The sequence below is a fragment of the Flavobacterium sp. ST-158 genome, assembly GCF_058309975.1.
The window spans coordinates 132,059-149,618 of record NZ_JBZEEN010000009.1 but is presented as its reverse complement, the minus strand read 5'-3'; the positions used below and the strand labels follow the sequence as shown (position 1 = coordinate 149,618).

13 protein-coding genes are annotated in these 17,560 nt (G+C 33.0%); 4 read left to right on the top strand and 9 right to left on the bottom strand.

Annotation, left to right across the window (positions count from 1 at the left end):
- Positions 1-37 precede the first annotated feature (37 nt).
- On the bottom strand, positions 38-2,203 hold the full coding sequence (locus tag AC4FRF_RS14225; protein WP_491160347.1) for an endonuclease MutS2: 2,166 nt from the start codon (positions 2,201-2,203) through the stop codon (positions 38-40).
- A 165-nt stretch (positions 2,204-2,368) separates the two neighbouring features.
- Here AC4FRF_RS14225 and ung point away from each other — a divergent pair, with 165 nt between their 5' ends.
- The gene (ung, locus tag AC4FRF_RS14220; RefSeq protein ID WP_491160345.1) at positions 2,369-3,043 is read left to right on the top strand and encodes a uracil-DNA glycosylase; all 675 of its coding nucleotides are present in this window, start codon (positions 2,369-2,371) and stop codon (positions 3,041-3,043) included.
- A 64-nt stretch (positions 3,044-3,107) separates the two neighbouring features.
- Here the strand turns inward: ung and AC4FRF_RS14215 are convergent, their stop codons facing one another.
- From AC4FRF_RS14215 to porX, 4 genes are all read right to left on the bottom strand, one after another.
- Positions 3,108-3,485, bottom strand: a complete 378-nt coding sequence (locus AC4FRF_RS14215) for a DUF4258 domain-containing protein (RefSeq protein ID WP_491160343.1) — start codon at positions 3,483-3,485, stop codon at positions 3,108-3,110.
- 36 nt (positions 3,486-3,521) lie between these two features.
- Positions 3,522-4,721 (bottom strand): alanine dehydrogenase, encoded by a 1,200-nt coding sequence (locus AC4FRF_RS14210; RefSeq protein WP_491160341.1) that lies wholly within the window; start codon positions 4,719-4,721, stop codon positions 3,522-3,524.
- Between the two features lie 213 nt (positions 4,722-4,934).
- On the bottom strand, positions 4,935-5,342 hold the full coding sequence (gene tsaE / locus AC4FRF_RS14205) for a tRNA (adenosine(37)-N6)-threonylcarbamoyltransferase complex ATPase subunit type 1 TsaE (RefSeq protein ID WP_491160339.1): 408 nt from the start codon (positions 5,340-5,342) through the stop codon (positions 4,935-4,937).
- A gap of 91 nt (positions 5,343-5,433) precedes the next feature.
- Positions 5,434-6,987, bottom strand: coding sequence for a T9SS response regulator signal transducer PorX (porX, locus tag AC4FRF_RS14200; protein ID WP_491160337.1), 1,554 nt, complete (start codon positions 6,985-6,987; stop codon positions 5,434-5,436).
- Positions 6,988-7,297: 310 nt separating this feature from the next.
- Between porX and AC4FRF_RS14195 the strand changes: the two genes are divergently transcribed.
- The 3 genes from AC4FRF_RS14195 to chrA all read left to right on the top strand — a co-directional run bounded on the left by AC4FRF_RS14195 (position 7,298) and on the right by chrA (position 11,215).
- Positions 7,298-9,382 (top strand): M48 family metalloprotease, encoded by a 2,085-nt coding sequence (locus tag AC4FRF_RS14195; RefSeq protein ID WP_491160335.1) that lies wholly within the window; start codon positions 7,298-7,300, stop codon positions 9,380-9,382.
- Between the two features lie 81 nt (positions 9,383-9,463).
- Entirely contained in the window at positions 9,464-9,943 is a 480-nt protein-coding gene (locus AC4FRF_RS14190; protein WP_491160333.1) for a GyrI-like domain-containing protein, read from the top strand.
- A gap of 144 nt (positions 9,944-10,087) precedes the next feature.
- Positions 10,088-11,215, top strand: coding sequence for a chromate efflux transporter (gene chrA / locus AC4FRF_RS14185; protein WP_491160331.1), 1,128 nt, complete (start codon positions 10,088-10,090; stop codon positions 11,213-11,215).
- Between the two features lie 103 nt (positions 11,216-11,318).
- Here the strand turns inward: chrA and AC4FRF_RS14180 are convergent, their stop codons facing one another.
- The 4 genes from AC4FRF_RS14180 to AC4FRF_RS14165 are packed head-to-tail and all read right to left on the bottom strand — an operon-like array spanning position 11,319 to position 17,540.
- Positions 11,319-12,719, bottom strand: a complete 1,401-nt coding sequence (locus tag AC4FRF_RS14180) for an efflux transporter outer membrane subunit (protein WP_491160329.1) — start codon at positions 12,717-12,719, stop codon at positions 11,319-11,321.
- Positions 12,720-12,723: 4 nt separating this feature from the next.
- The gene (locus AC4FRF_RS14175; protein WP_491160327.1) at positions 12,724-15,876 is read right to left on the bottom strand and encodes an efflux RND transporter permease subunit; all 3,153 of its coding nucleotides are present in this window, start codon (positions 15,874-15,876) and stop codon (positions 12,724-12,726) included.
- Positions 15,877-15,897: 21 nt separating this feature from the next.
- A complete protein-coding gene (locus AC4FRF_RS14170) occupies positions 15,898-17,016 on the bottom strand; it encodes an efflux RND transporter periplasmic adaptor subunit (RefSeq protein ID WP_491160325.1) in 1,119 nt (372 codons plus the stop codon).
- Positions 17,017-17,027: 11 nt separating this feature from the next.
- A complete protein-coding gene (locus tag AC4FRF_RS14165) occupies positions 17,028-17,540 on the bottom strand; it encodes a GbsR/MarR family transcriptional regulator (protein ID WP_491160323.1) in 513 nt (170 codons plus the stop codon).
- Between the last annotated feature and the right edge of the window lie 20 nt (positions 17,541-17,560).

Genomic DNA, 17,560 nt, shown 5'->3' with positions numbered 1-17,560 from the left:
ATGATTGCTTCGTGCCTAACAATGAACTTATTGAACACTATTTTTTCACCGCTTCCACTAAATCCAATTCATCCAAGCTCACTTTAGAAGTAAATAAACCATAATTTACAACAGCCTTATTTTTTTCAATTTTATCAATACTTCCCACGGCTTTTCCGTCCAACATTCGTACGCGGTCGCCAACTTTCAAAATCGGTTTTGGTTTTTCAACCACAGGTTTCAGTTTCTTTTCTTTCTTTTCCTTTCTTATTTCCTCAACCTGAACTTTTACTTCCTCAATGATTTCTTTTTTCTTAGCTACAATTGCCTTTGTTTCTTTTGGTGTGGCTTTTTTACGCTTCGAATTTTCAATTTCAACAATCTTCAAAAATTCTCCAATGAGTTCTTTTTTATTTTTATTGTTGAAATATCGCTCTGCTAAATCATCTATTTTTTGGCCAATATAAATTGCTTTTTGATTGCTATCATACAATTCCTGATAGCTTTCTAGTTTTTGTTTTATTTTAGTATTAATAGTTTCCATTTTTTTTCCTTCTTCACGCGCTCTAGTTTCTTCTTCTTTCAGGTTCTGAGAAGTTTTTTCCAGTTTAGAACGTTCTTTTTGTAGGGTGGCAATAGTTTTGTCAAAACGTACTTTGCCTACTTCAATTTTCTTTTTGGCACGATTGATTAAGCCAAACGGAATTCCGTTTTTCTGAGCCACTTCAAAGGTAAAGGAGCTTCCGGCTTGTCCTAAAGCTAGTTTGTACATCGGTTCTAATGATTTTTCGTCAAACATCATGTTGGCATTGGTTGCAAATGGCAATTCGTTAGCCAATATTTTTAAGTTTGCATAATGTGTGGTGATGATTCCAAAAGCTTCACGGTGATAGAATTCTTCTAAGAAAATTTCTGCTAAGGCACCTCCTAATTCGGGATCAGAACCTGTACCAAATTCGTCAATTAAAAACATGGTTTTGCGATTGCATTTCTTCAAGAAATAGTTCATGTTTTTTAATCGGTAACTGTAGGTGCTTAGATGATTTTCAATAGATTGATTGTCTCCAATATCTGTTAATATTCGGTCGAATAAAAAAGTTTCCGAACGTTCGTGAACCGGAATCAACATTCCCGATTGCAACATCAATTGGAGTAAACCGACTGTTTTTAACGAAATAGTTTTTCCTCCTGCGTTAGGTCCTGAGATAACAATAATTCGGTTTTCCTGTTGTAGTTCGATAGTTTGGGGATATGTAATTTCCTTTTTTTGTTTATTAGTTAAATACAAAATTGGATGGTAGGCATCTCTAAAATACAAACGACGTTCTTCAGTTATGGCAGGTAAAATTCCGTTAACTCTTTCGGCATATTTCGCTTTGGCAGCAATGACATCTATATCACTTAAAAACTCCTGATATTCTTTTAATAGAGGTAAAAAAGGACGAATGGCATTTGATAATTGTTTTAAAATACGGGTAATTTCTTCTTTTTCCTCGTATTCTAAATTGCTCAGTTCACGAGAATATTTCAGCGTCATTTCGGGCTCGATATAGGCAATACTTCCAGTTTTAGAACTTCCCAAAATAGTTCCTCTTACTTTTCGTCTGTACATAGATAAAACTGCTAAAACACGACGATTTTGGACAAAACTTTCCTTAATATCATCCAAATAACCTAAACCATTATACTGTGATAAAGCAATTCCGAAACTTTGATTAACCTTACCGCGAACCAAATTCATATTTCTACGAATATCCGATAAAGCAGGAGAGGCATTGTCTTTGATTTCGCCGTATTTGTCCACCACAACGTCAATTAGTGAGACAATTTCTTTTGTCAGCTCCACACGTGAAGCTCTAGCATTGATGTTAGGATAATAATCGTCGAATTTTTTTAAGAAATTCAGCATGAAATTTACTGTAGCTGAAAGTGTTGCAATTTTTCTAAAACTCCCTACTTCTAGAAAACTATCTTCAATAGCTAGAAATTTAATTTCATGAGTTATCGCATCAAAGCCATGATTAGGAATTGCATTATTATTTTGAAAAGAAGAAACGTATTCAGAGGTTTGTAGCAAAGCTTGCATCAAGCTTTCTTGATCTCTAAAAGGAGTGATTTTTAAGGCTTTTTCTTTTCCAATTTCGGTATTACATATCTCGGAAATGGTTTCGAGAATGGTTGGAAATTGAAGATCTTGTAATGTTTTTTCGGTGATGGATATCATTCTGTATTACTTCTTTTTATGCAAAAATAGACAATAGAAAAGATTCTGTCACGAAGATTTTTAAAGTTTTCACAGAGATTCACAAAGATTTTGGTTAATTGTAAAAATATCTTGATTTGTATTTGTGTTTACTGTGTGTATCTTTGTAGTACAAATAAAAAAAACATGCAAATATCCTTAAATTCTGAATGGCAATCTATTCTTTCTGAAGAACTACAAAAGCCTTATTTTAATGATTTGTTGCAAGCTGTTGAGAAAGAATATCAAGAATCGATTTGTTATCCTCCTAAAGATTTGATTTTTTCTGCTTTTAATTTTTGTGATTTTTCCAATTTGAAATTGGTAATTATTGGGCAAGATCCTTATCACGGAGAAGGAGAGGCTAATGGTTTGTGTTTTTCAGTAAATGATGCTGTTAAAATTCCGCCTTCATTGCGCAATATTTACCGAGAAATCAATGATGATTTGGATGCTGTTTTTATGCCAACATCTGGTAATTTAGAATATTGGGCTAAGCAAGGTGTATTGATGTTAAACGCTTCATTGACCGTTAGAAAAGATAGTCCTAACAGCCACAAACACCTAAAATGGAATTTATTTACCGATGCCGTTATCCAAAAAATATCGGATGAAAAAGAACATGTCGTTTTTTTACTTTGGGGCGCTTTTGCACAAAAAAAAGGAAGCAAAATAGATAGAAATAAGCATTTGGTTTTAGCATCTGGACATCCGTCTCCCATGAGTGCAAATCAAGGAAAATGGTTTGGAAACAAACATTTTTCTCAGGCGAATGCTTATTTAAAAGCCAATAATCAACCAGAAATTGAATGGCTTTTATAAACAAAAAAGCCATTTAAATTTCTTTGATGAAACTTAAATAGCTTGTATGGTAAAATTATAAAAATTACTTCTTGATAATATTTTCTAGGGTAGCTTTGTTTTCTTCGTTCTTTACTGTCAAGATAATTTCGATATTTTTAGCTGTTTTTCCTTCAATAACATACAGCTTTGTTTTTTTTCCAAATTCGGTATCACTTTTATCGAAATCTACATCGCCAAATTCTAATGAGTTTTTTATATCGGTAGTGTCAATCCAAGATTCGGCTAAAACCTGTGAAGCTTTTTCAGAATATTCAAAAGGTTTGTTTCTAATATCATTCAGTACTCTGGCATTTGGAAAATAGTTACAGCGAGTATCTTTTCCACTAAAAACTAGGGCTACAAAAAAGCAACCTATTACTAAACCTACTAAATAGTAGGCAAAACGTTGTACAAATTTCATGAATTATTTTTTTTGCAAAGGTAATTGAAAGTTTACTTAAAACACAATTAAATTGATGTCGTTGTTGGGTAAATCAAACCAGTCGCCAATGGCTCTATTGGTAAGAATTCCGTGGTAAGTATAGATTCCGTTTTTCAAACCTTTGTCGCAACGAATGGCGCTTTCCAGACCACCGTCTTCAGCAATTTTTAATAAATAGGGAGTGATAATGTTGCTAATAGAAAGCGAGGCTGTCTTAGAATAGCGGGAAGGAATATTGGGTACGCAATAGTGTAGAATATTGTTTTTTATAAAGGTTGGTTTTTCGTGCGTAGTCACTTCCGAAGTTTCAAAGCAACCTCCGGTATCAATACTAACATCAACAATTACAGCCCCTTTTTTCATGTGTTCTACCATAGTTTCGGTAACAACAATAGGACAGCGTTCTATGCCACGCATAGCACCAATGGCTACATCACAACGTCTTAGTGCTTTCATTAAAGCTTTAGGCTGGATGGTTGAAGTAAAAATGCGTTGACTCAGGCTGTTTTGCAGTCGTCTTAATTTGGTGATTGAATTATCAAACACTTTTACGTTGGCACCTAAACCAATGGCTGTTTTTGCGGCAAATTCACCCGCTGTTCCTGCACCTAAAATAACCACTTCTGTTGGAGGAACACCAGTAATGTTCCCAAAAAGAAGTCCTTTGCCATGTGTATTGGCTATCATTAATTCGGCAGCAATTAATATAGAAGCTGTTCCTGCAATTTCGCTTAAGGATTTTACAACCGGATAGGTATCGTCTACATCTTTGAGGTATTCAAAAGCTAAGGCTGTAATTTTTTTCTTCGTTAAGGCTTCGAAATATTCTTTTTTTTTGGTTTTTAATTGTATCGCCGAAAGTAAAATAGTTTGGTTGTTCATCATTTTAATTTCGGAAACGGTAGGTGGTTCTACTTTTAAAATCATTGGACAACCAAATACTTTTTGAGTGTCCTTGGTTACTTCAGCACCTGCTTCAGCATATTCTCTGTCCGAATAACTTGCATTTTCTCCAGCACCAGATTCAATCATTACCCGATGACCATGACATACTAATGAACTCACAGCATCTGGTGTTAAACAAATGCGGCGTTCTTGATAGCTAGTTTCTTTAGGAATACCAATAAATAGTTCGCCTTTTTTTCTAGCTACTTCCAGCTTCTCTTCTTGAGGTAATAACTGTTGTTTTGTAAATGGAGTTATTGATATTGACATCGGTTTTGGTACAATTAAAAAGTAAAATTACACAAAAAGATTAAAAATATAAGCTTTATATTCTGATAAAAACACAAATGAATTTATTTATTAACATAAAACTGCTTTTTTACTGTTTTTGGCTTTTTTTATTAAGAAGTAATTTCGGAAAAAGTTTTAAATAAATATATTTAAATTACTGATAATCAATATCTAATGATTTATAAAAATGTGTTATTTTAATTTCAAAAGACGTTTCCCATCTGGCAATACTTCAATAGTAATGGTAGAATGTGTTTTGGGAACAAGGCTAGCAATGTTTTCGGCCCATTCAATAAAACACCAATTTCCAGAATACAAATAATCATCTACGCCCATATCTAAAGCTTCCGTTTCATTTTTTAAACGATAAAAATCAAAATGATAGATCAATTGATTGTTTGCTGCTTCGTATTCGTTTACTAAAGAAAAAGTGGGGCTACTGGTGGCGTCTGTTACGCCTAGCGTTTTACATAATTGCTTGATAAAAGTAGTTTTTCCGGCACCCATTTCGCCACTAAAAAGGATGACTTTGTTGGGTTTAGCTGCTACAATCAATTCGGCAACATTGTTTATTTCTTCTAATGAAAATTTGATTTCCATAATTCAGTAATTAGTGAATAGTTATTAGTAATTAGTTGTTGAAGTGAGTTAATGTAAAACATACTAATCACTATTCACTAATTTCTAGTTACTACTTAGGATTAAATATCAAACAAGGTACAATCATCTCTTCGAGAGAAATTCCACCATGTTGATAAGTGTTTTTATAATAACTCACATAATGATTGTAGTTGTTGACATAAGCCAAGAACAAATCATTTTTTGCAAAAATAAAAGAACTGCTCATATTTATGGCAGGTAAGCCAATTTTTTTAGGATCTTTTACCGCATAAACGTCTTTACTTTCGTAAGTAAGACTACGTCCCGTTTTGTATCGTAAATTTAAGCTCGTATTTTTATCACCCACTACTTTAGATGGATTTTTAACATTGATAGTTCCGTGATCAGTGGTTAAAATTAATTTGAAACCTAGTTTTTGTGCTTGTTGAATAATTTCTAAAAGAGGGGAATTCTTGAACCAGCTTAAGGTCAAGGAACGATACGCTTTGTCATCGGCGGCGAGTTCTTTTACCACATCCATTTCTGTTTTGGCATGCGAAAGCATATCGACAAAATTATACACTATGGTAACTAAATCATTGTCTTTTAAAGCTTTGAAATTATCCAATAGTTTTTTTCCTGAAGCCAAATTGGTAATCTTGAAATAATCTTCTTTGATATTTAATCCTAAACGTTTCAATTGTGCTGAAAGGAATTCGGCTTCGTATAAATTTTTCCCTCCTTCATCAGGATCATTTTTCCATAAATCAGGGTGTTTTTTTTCCATATCAGCTGGCAATAATCCAGAGAAAATAGCATTTCTGGCATATTGGGTTGCTGTAGGTAAAATAGAATAGTAGGGTACTTCTTTTTCTAATTTGTAATAATCGGCCACTACGTTTTCAAAGACTTTCCATTGGTCGTAACGCAAATTGTCAATCACTACAAAAAGTACAGGCTTGTCTTTTTTCTTTAATTCAGGAAGTACTAATTCTTTGAATAGAGTGTGCGATTGAATCGGTTTATCAGCTTTGGGTTCAAACCAATCTTCGTAATTGCGTTCGATGAATTTTCCAAATTGCGAATTGGCTTCTACTTTTTGCGATTCTAGAATTTCAATCATTCCTTGATCATTGATATCTTCCAGCTGCAATTCCCAGAACAATAGTTTTTTGTACAATTCAATCCAATCTTCATAACTATTCACCATTCCCATTTCCATCGAAATTTTTCTAAATTCCTTTTGGTAATCCAAAGTGGTTTTTTGAGAAATCAGTTTCGAATTGTCCAGATTCTTTTTCAAACTCAGCAAAATCTGATTGGGATTGACCGGTTTAATCAAATAATCGGCAATTTTGGCTCCAATGGCTTCTTCCATGATGTATTCTTCCTCACTTTTGGTAATCATAATCATAGGGATGGCGCTCTTTTTTTCTTTCATTTCCGAAAGGGTTTCCAAGCCGCTCATTCCAGGCATGTTCTCGTCTAAGAAAACAATATCAAAGTTCTCATTTTCAAATATTTCAATAGCGTCAAGACCATTATTGCAGGTCGTGACTTCATAATTTTTTTTCTCTAAAAAAAGAATATGAGGTTTTAGATAATCAATCTCATCGTCAACCCAAAGTATTTTTATTTTGTTCATATTTTGTATAAATAATAATCGAATGAATAGGTTATTGGAACGCTAAAAACGCTCGTTCATTGTGCAAATTACAGATTTTATATACTCCAAGTTCCTAATATTATGATAAAATTTCTTTCTTATATAAGTGCAAAAAGGTACAAGATGCAAGAGAACAAAAAAATAGTAAATAACTTTTTGCAGTTGTTGATAACTCTTGTTTTAGGTTTGGCATAATTATCCTACATTTGATTTTAAGCTATTAACCTAATTTATAAAAGCAGAACTTTAACGAACCAGTTTCGCTTTTAATCTTAAAGAACCAAGTATTATGAATATTGAAGTATCAGCCAATTTCAAAAAAAGAACGTTACGAGCAATTTTGTCTATTGCTTTATTCATGTTTGTTTACATCATTCTGTTGACTTTGGCAGTAGGATTTACTGCTTTATGTGCCATTGCAGGCTTTTATGTAATTACTGTCCGTCCTTCATTTTTAACCTTAATGTTAGGTGTAGGTTTGGCTAGTTTAGGTTTTTTTATTTTAGCTTTCTTGTTCAAATTTTTATTCAAAAAACACAAAATTGATAGAAGTCACTTAACCGAGATTACCGAGGAAGAAGAACCTAAATTATTTGCTTTTATTAGAGAAATTGTAAACGAAGCTGGAACTGATTTCCCAAAGAGAATATATCTATCAGCTGAAGTAAATGCGAGTGTATTTTATGATTCCAGTTTTTGGAGTTTGTTTTTTCCGGTTAAGAAAAACCTACAAATAGGTTTAGGATTGGTTAACAGTATAAGTTTACAAGAATTGAAAGCAATTTTAGCGCATGAGTTTGGGCACTTTTCTCAAAAAAGCATGAAAGTAGGTAGTTATGTTTATTATGTGAATCAAGTAATTTTCAATATGTTGTATGAAAATGATTCTTTTGATAAAATGATTCAAAAGTGGGGTAATATAAGTGGGTATTTTTCCATTTTTCTGATGATTTCTGTCAAAATTATTGAAGGAATTCAGTGGGTTTTAAAGAAAATGTATGAAGTAATTAATATTAATTACCTTGCTCTTTCAAGAGAAATGGAGTTTCACGCTGATGAAGTAGCCGTTAATATTGCTGGTATTGCTCCATTACAAGAATCATTGTTGCGAATGGATTTAGTGGACAGTTCTTATAATACTGTGCTTAATTTTTACGGTGAAAAAATACCACAAAGAATTAAAAGCAAGAACATATATAAAGAACAATGGTTTGTTTTGAATTTTTTAGCAGAAGACAGTCAGTTGGAATTCAAAAACAGTTTACCAGTTGTTACTTTATTAGATATTAATAAGTTTAATAAATCAAAACTTAATATTGAAAATCAATGGGCTTCGCATCCTTCTGTTGAAGATAGAAATGCTAAGTTACAGCAATTAAATATTCATAGAGAACCTACAAACAACGTATTAGCGAATGCAATTTTTAAGAATATAGAACAAACAGAAGAATGGCAAACATCTAAATTGTTTTCGAACATCGAAGAAATTGAAAGTTTTGAAATTTTGTTGATTGATGATTTTAAAGAAGAGTACCAAAGTAAATTTGTAAAAAATACTTTTGATAAGCTTTATAATGGCTATTATGATAATAAAATCCCTAACTATTTTGATATAAATACTCTTGTAGAGCAACAAGATACACCTGAATTTGAGTCCTTATTTAGTAAAGAAAAAATTGATATGGTTTATGATTTTATAGCATTAGAAAATGATAAAACAACCATTCATTCAATAGCAGAAAAAAACATTGCTATAAAAACATTTGATTACGATGGGCATAAATTTAAGGCTAAAGAAGCTCATGAATTAATTCCAGAGATTCAAGAAAATATAGAACGTTTAAAAGAAAATATTACCCAAAATGATATTGCTATCTTTTTATATTTCAAAAAAATTGCTTCAAAAGATTTCAAAGATTATCAATTGATTGCTAAATACAAAGCCTTTTTTGATTTTGATAAAGAATATGATAAAAAATTCGAGTATTATAATAATTTGGTACAAGAGTCTGGTTTTATGTCGGTGGTGACGCCAATTGAACAAATCAAATCGAAGGTAAAAACAATGTATCCTTTTGAAGTAGAAATCAAAAAAGTAATAAGTGATATGCTTGTTAATGACTTGTATCAAAGTGAGCTAACAACTGAAATTAAAGAAAGTTTTGAATTGTATTTAAAAGAAGATTGGGTTTATTTTAGTAACAACAAATACATTGATGAGGAGATAAGCCTGTTTTTCAAGGCTATTAATAATTATGTTTATGTGCTTTCCAGAGGCTATTTTTTGATTAAGAAAGATTTACTTGATTATCAAAGTCAATTGCTTACACAAAAGATTTCAACACCCGAAGAAATAATAGATATCAGCTCGTAAGCTAATTAATAGCGATTGTATTTCGTAAACATTGATTTATTAGGTAACTTAGTATTGTGTTTATCATTAAACTTCTTAAAAATGAAACCAAAAATCACCACACTGGCAGAGAAAAAACTAATAGGCTGTAAACAAAACATGAATTATGCAGCATATAATCCTGTTCCTTTATGGCAGCGATTTATGCCCAGAAAAAAAGAAATTGGTAATACAGTAAATGCTAATTTGTATTCGCTTCAGCAATTTCCAGTAGGTTTTTGGGAGAAATTCAGCCCTACTATTGATTTTGAAAAATGGGTAGCAGTTGAAGTGAATGATTTTATTGCTGTTCCTGCAGAAATGGAAACTTTAATAATTCCAGGCGGTTGGTATGCTGTTTTTGATTATAAAGGTGATGGGAGTGATGCACCCGCTTTTTTTGGAGCTATTTTTAGTGATTGGATTCCTAATTCGGCTTATGTGGTAGATGATAGACCGCATTTTGAAATTCTAGGAGAAAAATACAAGAAAGGTGATCCTAATTCGGAAGAGGAAGTATGGATTCCTGTTAGACTGAAATAATCGTCTATTTTTTAGAACACAGATTAAAGAAATTTTTAAAAATTAAAACGGATTTCTTCAATCTGTGTTCTAAATTTAATATGACTTTTTAAAAAAAAATAGTTTATTTTGGCTTCTAAATTAAGTACAAAAATAGCAGTCATAATGAATGAAAAACAACGTTTAAAGGAGCTGGCACAACTCTTTTTAAAGTTAGGAATTATAGGTTTTGGTGGTCCTGCTGCTCATATTGCAATGATGCAAAATGAAGTGGTTGTCAAAAGAAAATGGCTGGACGAACAGCATTTTATAGATTTATTAGGTGCAACCAATTTAATTCCGGGGCCAAACAGTACTGAAATGGCTATTCATATTGGTCATGAAAGGGCAGGAGTGAAAGGCTTAATTGTTTCGGGACTTTGTTTTATTTTGCCTGCTGTTTTTATTACGGGATTTTTTGCCTGGCTTTATAAAAATTACGGTCAACTACCTGAAATACAACCTTTCTTATACGGAATTAAACCAGCTATTATAGCAATTATTCTGGGCGCTATTTTTCCTTTAGCCAAAAAATCATTTAAAACTATTCAACTGGGTGTTATTGGTGTTTTAGTTTTGGCACTTTCGCTTTTGCATTATAATGAAATTATGCTGCTTTTTGGAGCGGGATTTTTGTCTTTATTTTGGTTTTCGATAAAAAACAAGCCTTCTGTTTCCTCTAATTTAATTCCTTTAGGGATTTTACCGGCTACACCTTCAACAGTTGTCCTGAGCAGCAATTGGAATTTATTTTTCATTTTCTTAAAAATAGGAGCCATTCTATACGGAAGTGGTTATGTCTTATTTGCTTTTTTAGATGCCGAATTAGTGGCTAAAGGTTTACTTTCCCGTACCCAATTGATTGATGCTATTGCGGTGGGACAATTTACTCCAGGTCCAGTTTTTTCATCGGTTACTTTTGTAGGCTATCAAATCAATGGAGTTTCAGGGGCTTTGGTTGCTACATTAGCCATATTTTTACCTTCTTTTGTATTTGTAGCCTTATTGAATCCGTTGGTAAAAAAACTGCGTAGTTCTAAACCATTTTCGGTGTTTTTAGATGCAGTGAATGTATCATCGGTAGCAATCATTATTTCTATTTGTATCCAAATGGGAACAGATACCATCACGGATTGGCGTACCATTTTGATTGCAGTTGTAAGTATTGTAATTGCTTTTAATTATAGAAATATTAATAGTGCTTTCATCGTTATAGGAGGAGCATTTTTAGGATATTTATTGTCTTTGATATAAAATTAAAACTAAATTTTACCAACAAAAAAGCCATCTCGTTTTTTAGAACAAGATGGCTTTTTGAATATATAACCTAATTTAATTCCGGGTAAAAGAATTAAGCTTATTGCCATCCACCGCCTAAGGCTTTGTATAATTGGATGATGGCTTTGTATTGTTGGAATTTATTGTCAACTAAACTCAATTTAGCATTTAAAGCATCATTTTTAGAAGTTAAAACTTCTAAATAATTAGCCAAACCATAGGTCAATAACTCATCTGAATAACTTGCTGCTTTTGTTAAAACCTCAGCTTGTTTTTCGCGAATTGTAATTTTATGTGTTTCATTATTGTATTGTGCCAAGGCATCCGATACCTCTTTTCCAGCTGTTAATAAGGACTGCTCAAATTGTAAAAAGGCTTTTTCCTGATTAGCTTTGGAAACTTCATATCTGGTTTTAATTTGTCTTTGATTAAAAATAGGCTGTGTTAATCCTGCAACGATATTTGCAAAAATAGAATTAGCGCTAAACCATTCTTTTAAATCAATACTTTGCAATCCACCAGTTGCCGTTACTGTTAAACTTGGGTAAAAACTACTTTTAGCTACATTAGATAATTCAAAATTTGAAATTAAATTGTATTCAGCAGCAATTACGTCTGGTCTGTTTCTTAATAACTGTGTTGGAACTCCTAGAGTGACTACGGGTTGTAATTTTTGCGCATCAAAAGTGCTGCGTTCTATTTCTGCAGAAGGTTCTCCTAAAAGCGTACTTAAAGTATTTTCTAAGATAATAACACTGTTTTTTAAATCGGCTATAATGATTTCGGTAGCATATTTTTGGGCTTCGGTTTGTTTAACACCTACCTCAGTAACACTTCCTGATTTTTTAAGTTGCAAAATAGTTTCAACACTTTTGTTTCTGTTGATTAAAGTTTCTTCTGCTACCTTAATTTGTTCGTCGACTGCAAGCAGTTGATAATAGGTAGCAGCAATATTGGCTATTAATTCTGTTTTAATAGCTTGATTAGCTGCTGCTGTTTGCAAATAAGCGGCATTGGTAGCACGCTTATTACTTCTGATTTTTCCCCAAATATCAGCTTCCCATGAAAGATTACCAGTAATTTGGTATTGATCAATATCTAGATTTCTTAAAAACGAACCTGTTTGGCTGTTTTTAGAAGTTTTAATATGCGTCCAACTTGGAGTAACTGAAAAACTTGGGAAGTAACCTGCTTTTCCTTGTTTCATAGTAGCTTCGGCAGCCACAAGGTTTTGCATTGCAATTCGGATGTTGTAATTGTTATCCAATCCTTTTCTAATGTAGCCTTGCAAAATAGGGTCGGTAAAAATTTTATCCCAAGAAACATTAGCTAAAGAGTTTGTATCTGTAGCAACAGCTTCAGAACGATACAAATTATCGGTTTTTACTTCGGGTCTTTTGTAATCTTTAGCAACAAAACAGGATTGCAATAAAGTTGCCGAAAGGACTAATAAAGCGATTTTATATATTTTATTTTTCATTTTTTTATTCTAAAGATTCAACATCTGATTCGGCAATTGGTGTTGGAAGTGGTTTTGTCGAAATTTTTTCCTGTAAATTTTGGAAAACAATAAACAAGATAGGAATTACAAATACTCCTAAGACAGTTCCAATTAGCATTCCTCCAATAGCTCCTGTACCAATGGCCTTGTTACCTACAGCACCGGCACCTCTGGCTAACATTAAAGGCAATAATCCTAAAATAAAGGCAAACGAAGTCATTAAGATAGGACGTAAACGCGCCACTGCTCCTTGAATAGCTGCTTGAGTAACGCTATGACCTTTTCTACGGGCATCTGCTGAAAACTCAACAATCAAAATAGCATTTTTAGCTAATAAACCAATAAGCATAATTAAGGTAATTTGAAGGTAAATATTATTACTTACATTAAAGAAATAAGCAAAAATAAACGCTCCTGCTAAACCAACTGGTAACGATAATAAAACGGCAAAAGGTAAAATGTAACTTTCGTATTGTGCTGATAATAAGAAATAAACAAATACTAAACACAATAAGAAAATAAATAAGGTTTGTCCTCCGGCACTAATTTCTTCACGTGTCATTCCCGAAAACTCATAGCCATATCCAAGAGGTAGTTTTTGACTGGCAACTTCCTGAACTGCTTTAATAGCATCTCCAGAACTATAGCCCTCATTTGGCGCACCAGTAATTTTAACCGATGTAAACAAGTTAAAACGGTCGATCGCCTGAGGGCCAAAAACTTTCTCCAGTTTTACAAATTGTGAAATAGGAGCCATTTGTCCGGCATTATTTCGAACCAAAACTTTATTAAATGATTCCGGATCACTTCTAAACTGAGGTTCCGATTGGTAAACAACGCGGTATTGTTTTCCAAATTTATTAAAGTTAGAAGCATAAACTCCACCATAATATCCTTGTAGAGTACCTAAAATATCTGTTACGGTTAATCCTGATTTTTTAATTGCCGGCACATTTAAATCAATACGATATTGTGGGTAATTTGGAGAAAATGGAGTAGCGGCATATTTTATTTCAGGACGACTATTTAAAGCAGCTAAGAAATCAGAGTTTACTTTACTTAAATCCTGAATAGTTCCTCCTTTTTGATCCTGCAATTGCATTTCAAATCCATTAGAGTAACCAAAACCAGATAATGTAGGACGTGCAAAAAATAATATTTTTGCATCTTTAACAGTAGCAGCTCGCTTAAATAATTCTTGAACAACAGCATTAACTTCTTGATTGGTTTCTTTACGCTCGGCCCAAGGTTTTAATTTCAAAATTACCATTCCGTAATTACTACCAGAACCACTGATGATACTTCTACCAGATATACGAAGTATTTCTTTAATTTCTGGCATATCTTTTATCTTGTTCTCAACTTGTAGTAACACTTCTTCTGTTTTTTTCAAAGAAGTTCCTGGTGCTAATTGAACATCCGAAAAGATTGCTCCGGTATCTTCACTAGGTACAAAGGCTTTTTGTGTAGTGTTTATTAATAGTACAAATACACCGGCAAAAACAGCAATTCCTAAGAAAGCCAACCATTTGCGTTTTACTAAAAATTCAACCGCTTTTTTGTATTTATTAGTTGTTGTTTTAAAACCAGTATTGAAAGCTGTATAAAAACGATCTAAAAATCCTTTTTCTTTATTAGGATCATGTTCTTTTAAGAAAATAGCACATAAAGCAGGTGAAAGAGTAAGAGCATTAATTGCCGAAAGAACAATAGAAATAGCTAATGTTAATCCAAACTGCTTGTAGAAAACTCCTGCCGAACCACTAATGAATGAAACCGGAATAAATACAGCCGACATTACTAAGGTAATAGAAATAATAGCACTACTAATATCTCCCATGGCACTATGTGCCGCTTTTTTAGGATCGTGTTCACCTGCTTCCATCTTGGCATGGACGGCTTCAACTACTACAATGGCATCATCCACAACAATACCAACGGCTAACACTAAAGCAAATAAGGTTAACAAGTTAATGGTGAAGCCAAATAAACTTAAGAAAAAGAAAGTACCTACAATAGCCACTGGTACCGAAATAGCAGGAATCAGTGTTGATCTCCAATCTTGTAAAAAGACAAAAACAACAATAAATACCAATATAAAAGCTTCTATTAAAGTATGAATAACTTTAGAAATAGATTCTTCCAAGAAATCATTGGCATTAATTAACGAGGTGTATTTAACTCCTTTAGGGAAATTGATTGCAGCTTTATCCAATTCTTTTAGGGAATTTTCAATTACTTCTTGGGCATTAGAACCTGCAGTTTGTGCAATTGCTATACCCACCGATTGATTTCCATTGGTAAGTGTGTTACTGGCATAGTTTACAGCACCCAATTCAATTCGGGCAACATCTTTTAATTTAAGAACTTCACCATTTGGAGTGGAACGAACTACAATTTCTTCAAACTCTTTGGTACTTTGTAAACGACCTTTATATTTTAATACATATTGAAAAGATTGGTCGGCACTTTCTCCCAATTGTCCCGGAGCAGCTTCAATATTTTGTTCTGCCAGCAAAGCAGTAATATCGGAAGGAACCAAGCCATAAGCTCCCATGATATCCGGTTTTAACCAAATACGCATAGAATAATCTCTTTGTCCAAATATAGTGGCATCACCTACACCGGCAACCCTTTTAATTTTAGGTAAAATGTTGATATTGGCATAGTTTTGAAGAAAGGTCATATCATAATTAGGATTTTCACTGTATAAAGAGAAAATCAAGATATTATCACTCTGTCTTTTAGAAGTGGTAACCCCAGCTTTTGTAACCTCCTGCGGTAATAATGGTGTAGCTCTTGATACACGGTTTTGTACGTTTACAGCCGCTAAATCCGGGTTTGTTCCTAATTTAAAATAGATATTAATCGATGCCGAACCATCATTATTTGAAGTAGAAGTCATATAAGTCATGTCTTCTACACCATTGATTTGTTCTTCTAACGGAATTACTACCGAGTTCATTACTACTTCGGCACTGGCACCTTGATAATTTGCTGATACCGATACGGTAGGAGGTGCTATTTCTGGATATTGAGAAACAGGAAGTGAAATAAGCCCTAAAACTCCCAATATAACGATGATAATAGAAATCACCGTTGACAATACGGGTCTGTCAATAAATTTTGAAAACATAAGCTGTTATTTATTCCGTTTTTAGTTAATAGTTTTACTTATAGGTTTGATAATGCTGGCATAGTCCACAACTTCTGGTTTTATTTCAGTTCCTTCAGGAACAATACCAACACCTTCAACTAGGATTTTGTCGTTAACATTTAAACCTTTGTCTACTACAAAATATTGACCTCCAGGTATAGCGCGAACTTCAACTGGAACCGCTTTTACTTTATTGTCTTTATCAGCAATAAGTACAACTCGTTTGTCTTGCATTTCTAGGGTAGCACTTTGTGGAACAATAATAACGTCTTTTAAATTAGTAGGAATCTGAATGCTTCCACTTCCTCCAGAACGCAGTAATTTGTTGCTATTAGGGAAACTAGCTCTTACATTAAATGAACCTGTTTGTGTATTGGCTTGACCACTAAATGTTTCAATTTTTCCTTTTTGTTGGTATTCCATACCATTGCTTAAAATTAGGTTGACTGCTTGCATTTGAGCAATTTTTTCTTGGAAAGTTTTTCCTGGTGCATTCATTGTAATGTCTAATTGTTGCTTTTCATTCATTGAAAAATACGCATAAATAGTACTTACATCAGAAATTCGAGTTAATGGTTCGGCAGTTTGACTGCTTACATAACTTCCTAATCGTAAAGGCAATGTACCTACAATTCCATTTACAGGACTTTTGATTGTTGCATAATTAATTCGAGCTAGAATACTTTGGTAGGTACTTTTAGCACTTGCTAAATTAGCTTTAGCGGTTTCTAATTGTACATCACTAATAATATTGCGTTCCACTAATGGAATTAAACGATTTACTTCTACTTGTGCTGCACTAACTTTTGCTTTAGCAGCTGCAGCTTCTTGATTAGCAGTTTGGGTTTCTAGTTTAAAAAGTAATTGTCCTTTTTTTACTTCTTGCCCTTCTTGTACGTAGATTTTTTCAATATAACCATCCACTTTTGCACGAATATCAATATCAGTTATACCTTCTAAAGTAGCAGGATATTCAGACAATAGAGTGGTATTAGACTTTTCAACTTTTAGTACTTTGTAAGGCATTGCTGTTGGAGCAGCTTGTTCAGCTTTCTTTTGGTTACAGGATAGTAAACCAACTGATAATATGATTGAACTAATAAAAAATCTCTTTTTCATAATTTGGATATTTATTTATTGGATTGATTTTGGATTTCTATTTTTTTGAATTCAGCTATCGTTTTTTTTAACGATGTTTCTACCTCATACAGGTGTTTTTTGTATGATTTAATGTTTTGCAGATTGGTTTTTTCTTCTAAACACGAAGCTGTTTTTTCGCGGTAGTTGAGTATTTTATCTGTTAATAAACATTCGTTTTCTAATATCTTTAAATAATTAGATAGACGGCTACTTAACGGGGCTGACTTAAAGTATTTTTTTCGGTCACAAGGAATGGTGAAATAATATATTTTTTCCATTTTAAGAAGTAATTTCAAATTAGTTGAAATAGAACTTTTGCTTGCGCCAAGCTTTTCTATCATACTTTCAAACGTTACACCAGATTTGCATCCTTCAACAATTAACAGACCGATGATTCTTCCTGCAAGTGGTGGAATTTGGTATGCCGACTCAAAGTGAATTCCGAACATCTCAATGAGTTCTTCTTTTTCTTTTTGTATATCGTCCATGGTAATTTTTTGCAAAGATACGTTTAGTTCGTAAT

Coding starts and splice junctions, on each gene's coding strand:
- AC4FRF_RS14225 (WP_491160347.1), bottom strand. CDS start 2,203: ATGATATCCATCACCGAAAAAACATTACAAGATCTTCAATTTCCAACC.
- ung (WP_491160345.1), top strand. CDS start 2,369: ATGCAAATATCCTTAAATTCTGAATGGCAATCTATTCTTTCTGAAGAA.
- AC4FRF_RS14215 (WP_491160343.1), bottom strand. CDS start 3,485: ATGAAATTTGTACAACGTTTTGCCTACTATTTAGTAGGTTTAGTAATA.
- AC4FRF_RS14195 (WP_491160335.1), top strand. CDS start 7,298: ATGAATATTGAAGTATCAGCCAATTTCAAAAAAAGAACGTTACGAGCA.
- porX (WP_491160337.1), bottom strand. CDS start 6,987: ATGAACAAAATAAAAATACTTTGGGTTGACGATGAGATTGATTATCTA.
- AC4FRF_RS14210 (WP_491160341.1), bottom strand. CDS start 4,721: ATGTCAATATCAATAACTCCATTTACAAAACAACAGTTATTACCTCAA.
- chrA (WP_491160331.1), top strand. CDS start 10,088: ATGAATGAAAAACAACGTTTAAAGGAGCTGGCACAACTCTTTTTAAAG.
- AC4FRF_RS14175 (WP_491160327.1), bottom strand. CDS start 15,876: ATGTTTTCAAAATTTATTGACAGACCCGTATTGTCAACGGTGATTTCT.
- tsaE (WP_491160339.1), bottom strand. CDS start 5,342: ATGGAAATCAAATTTTCATTAGAAGAAATAAACAATGTTGCCGAATTG.
- AC4FRF_RS14180 (WP_491160329.1), bottom strand. CDS start 12,719: ATGAAAAATAAAATATATAAAATCGCTTTATTAGTCCTTTCGGCAACT.
- AC4FRF_RS14190 (WP_491160333.1), top strand. CDS start 9,464: ATGAAACCAAAAATCACCACACTGGCAGAGAAAAAACTAATAGGCTGT.
- AC4FRF_RS14170 (WP_491160325.1), bottom strand. CDS start 17,016: ATGAAAAAGAGATTTTTTATTAGTTCAATCATATTATCAGTTGGTTTA.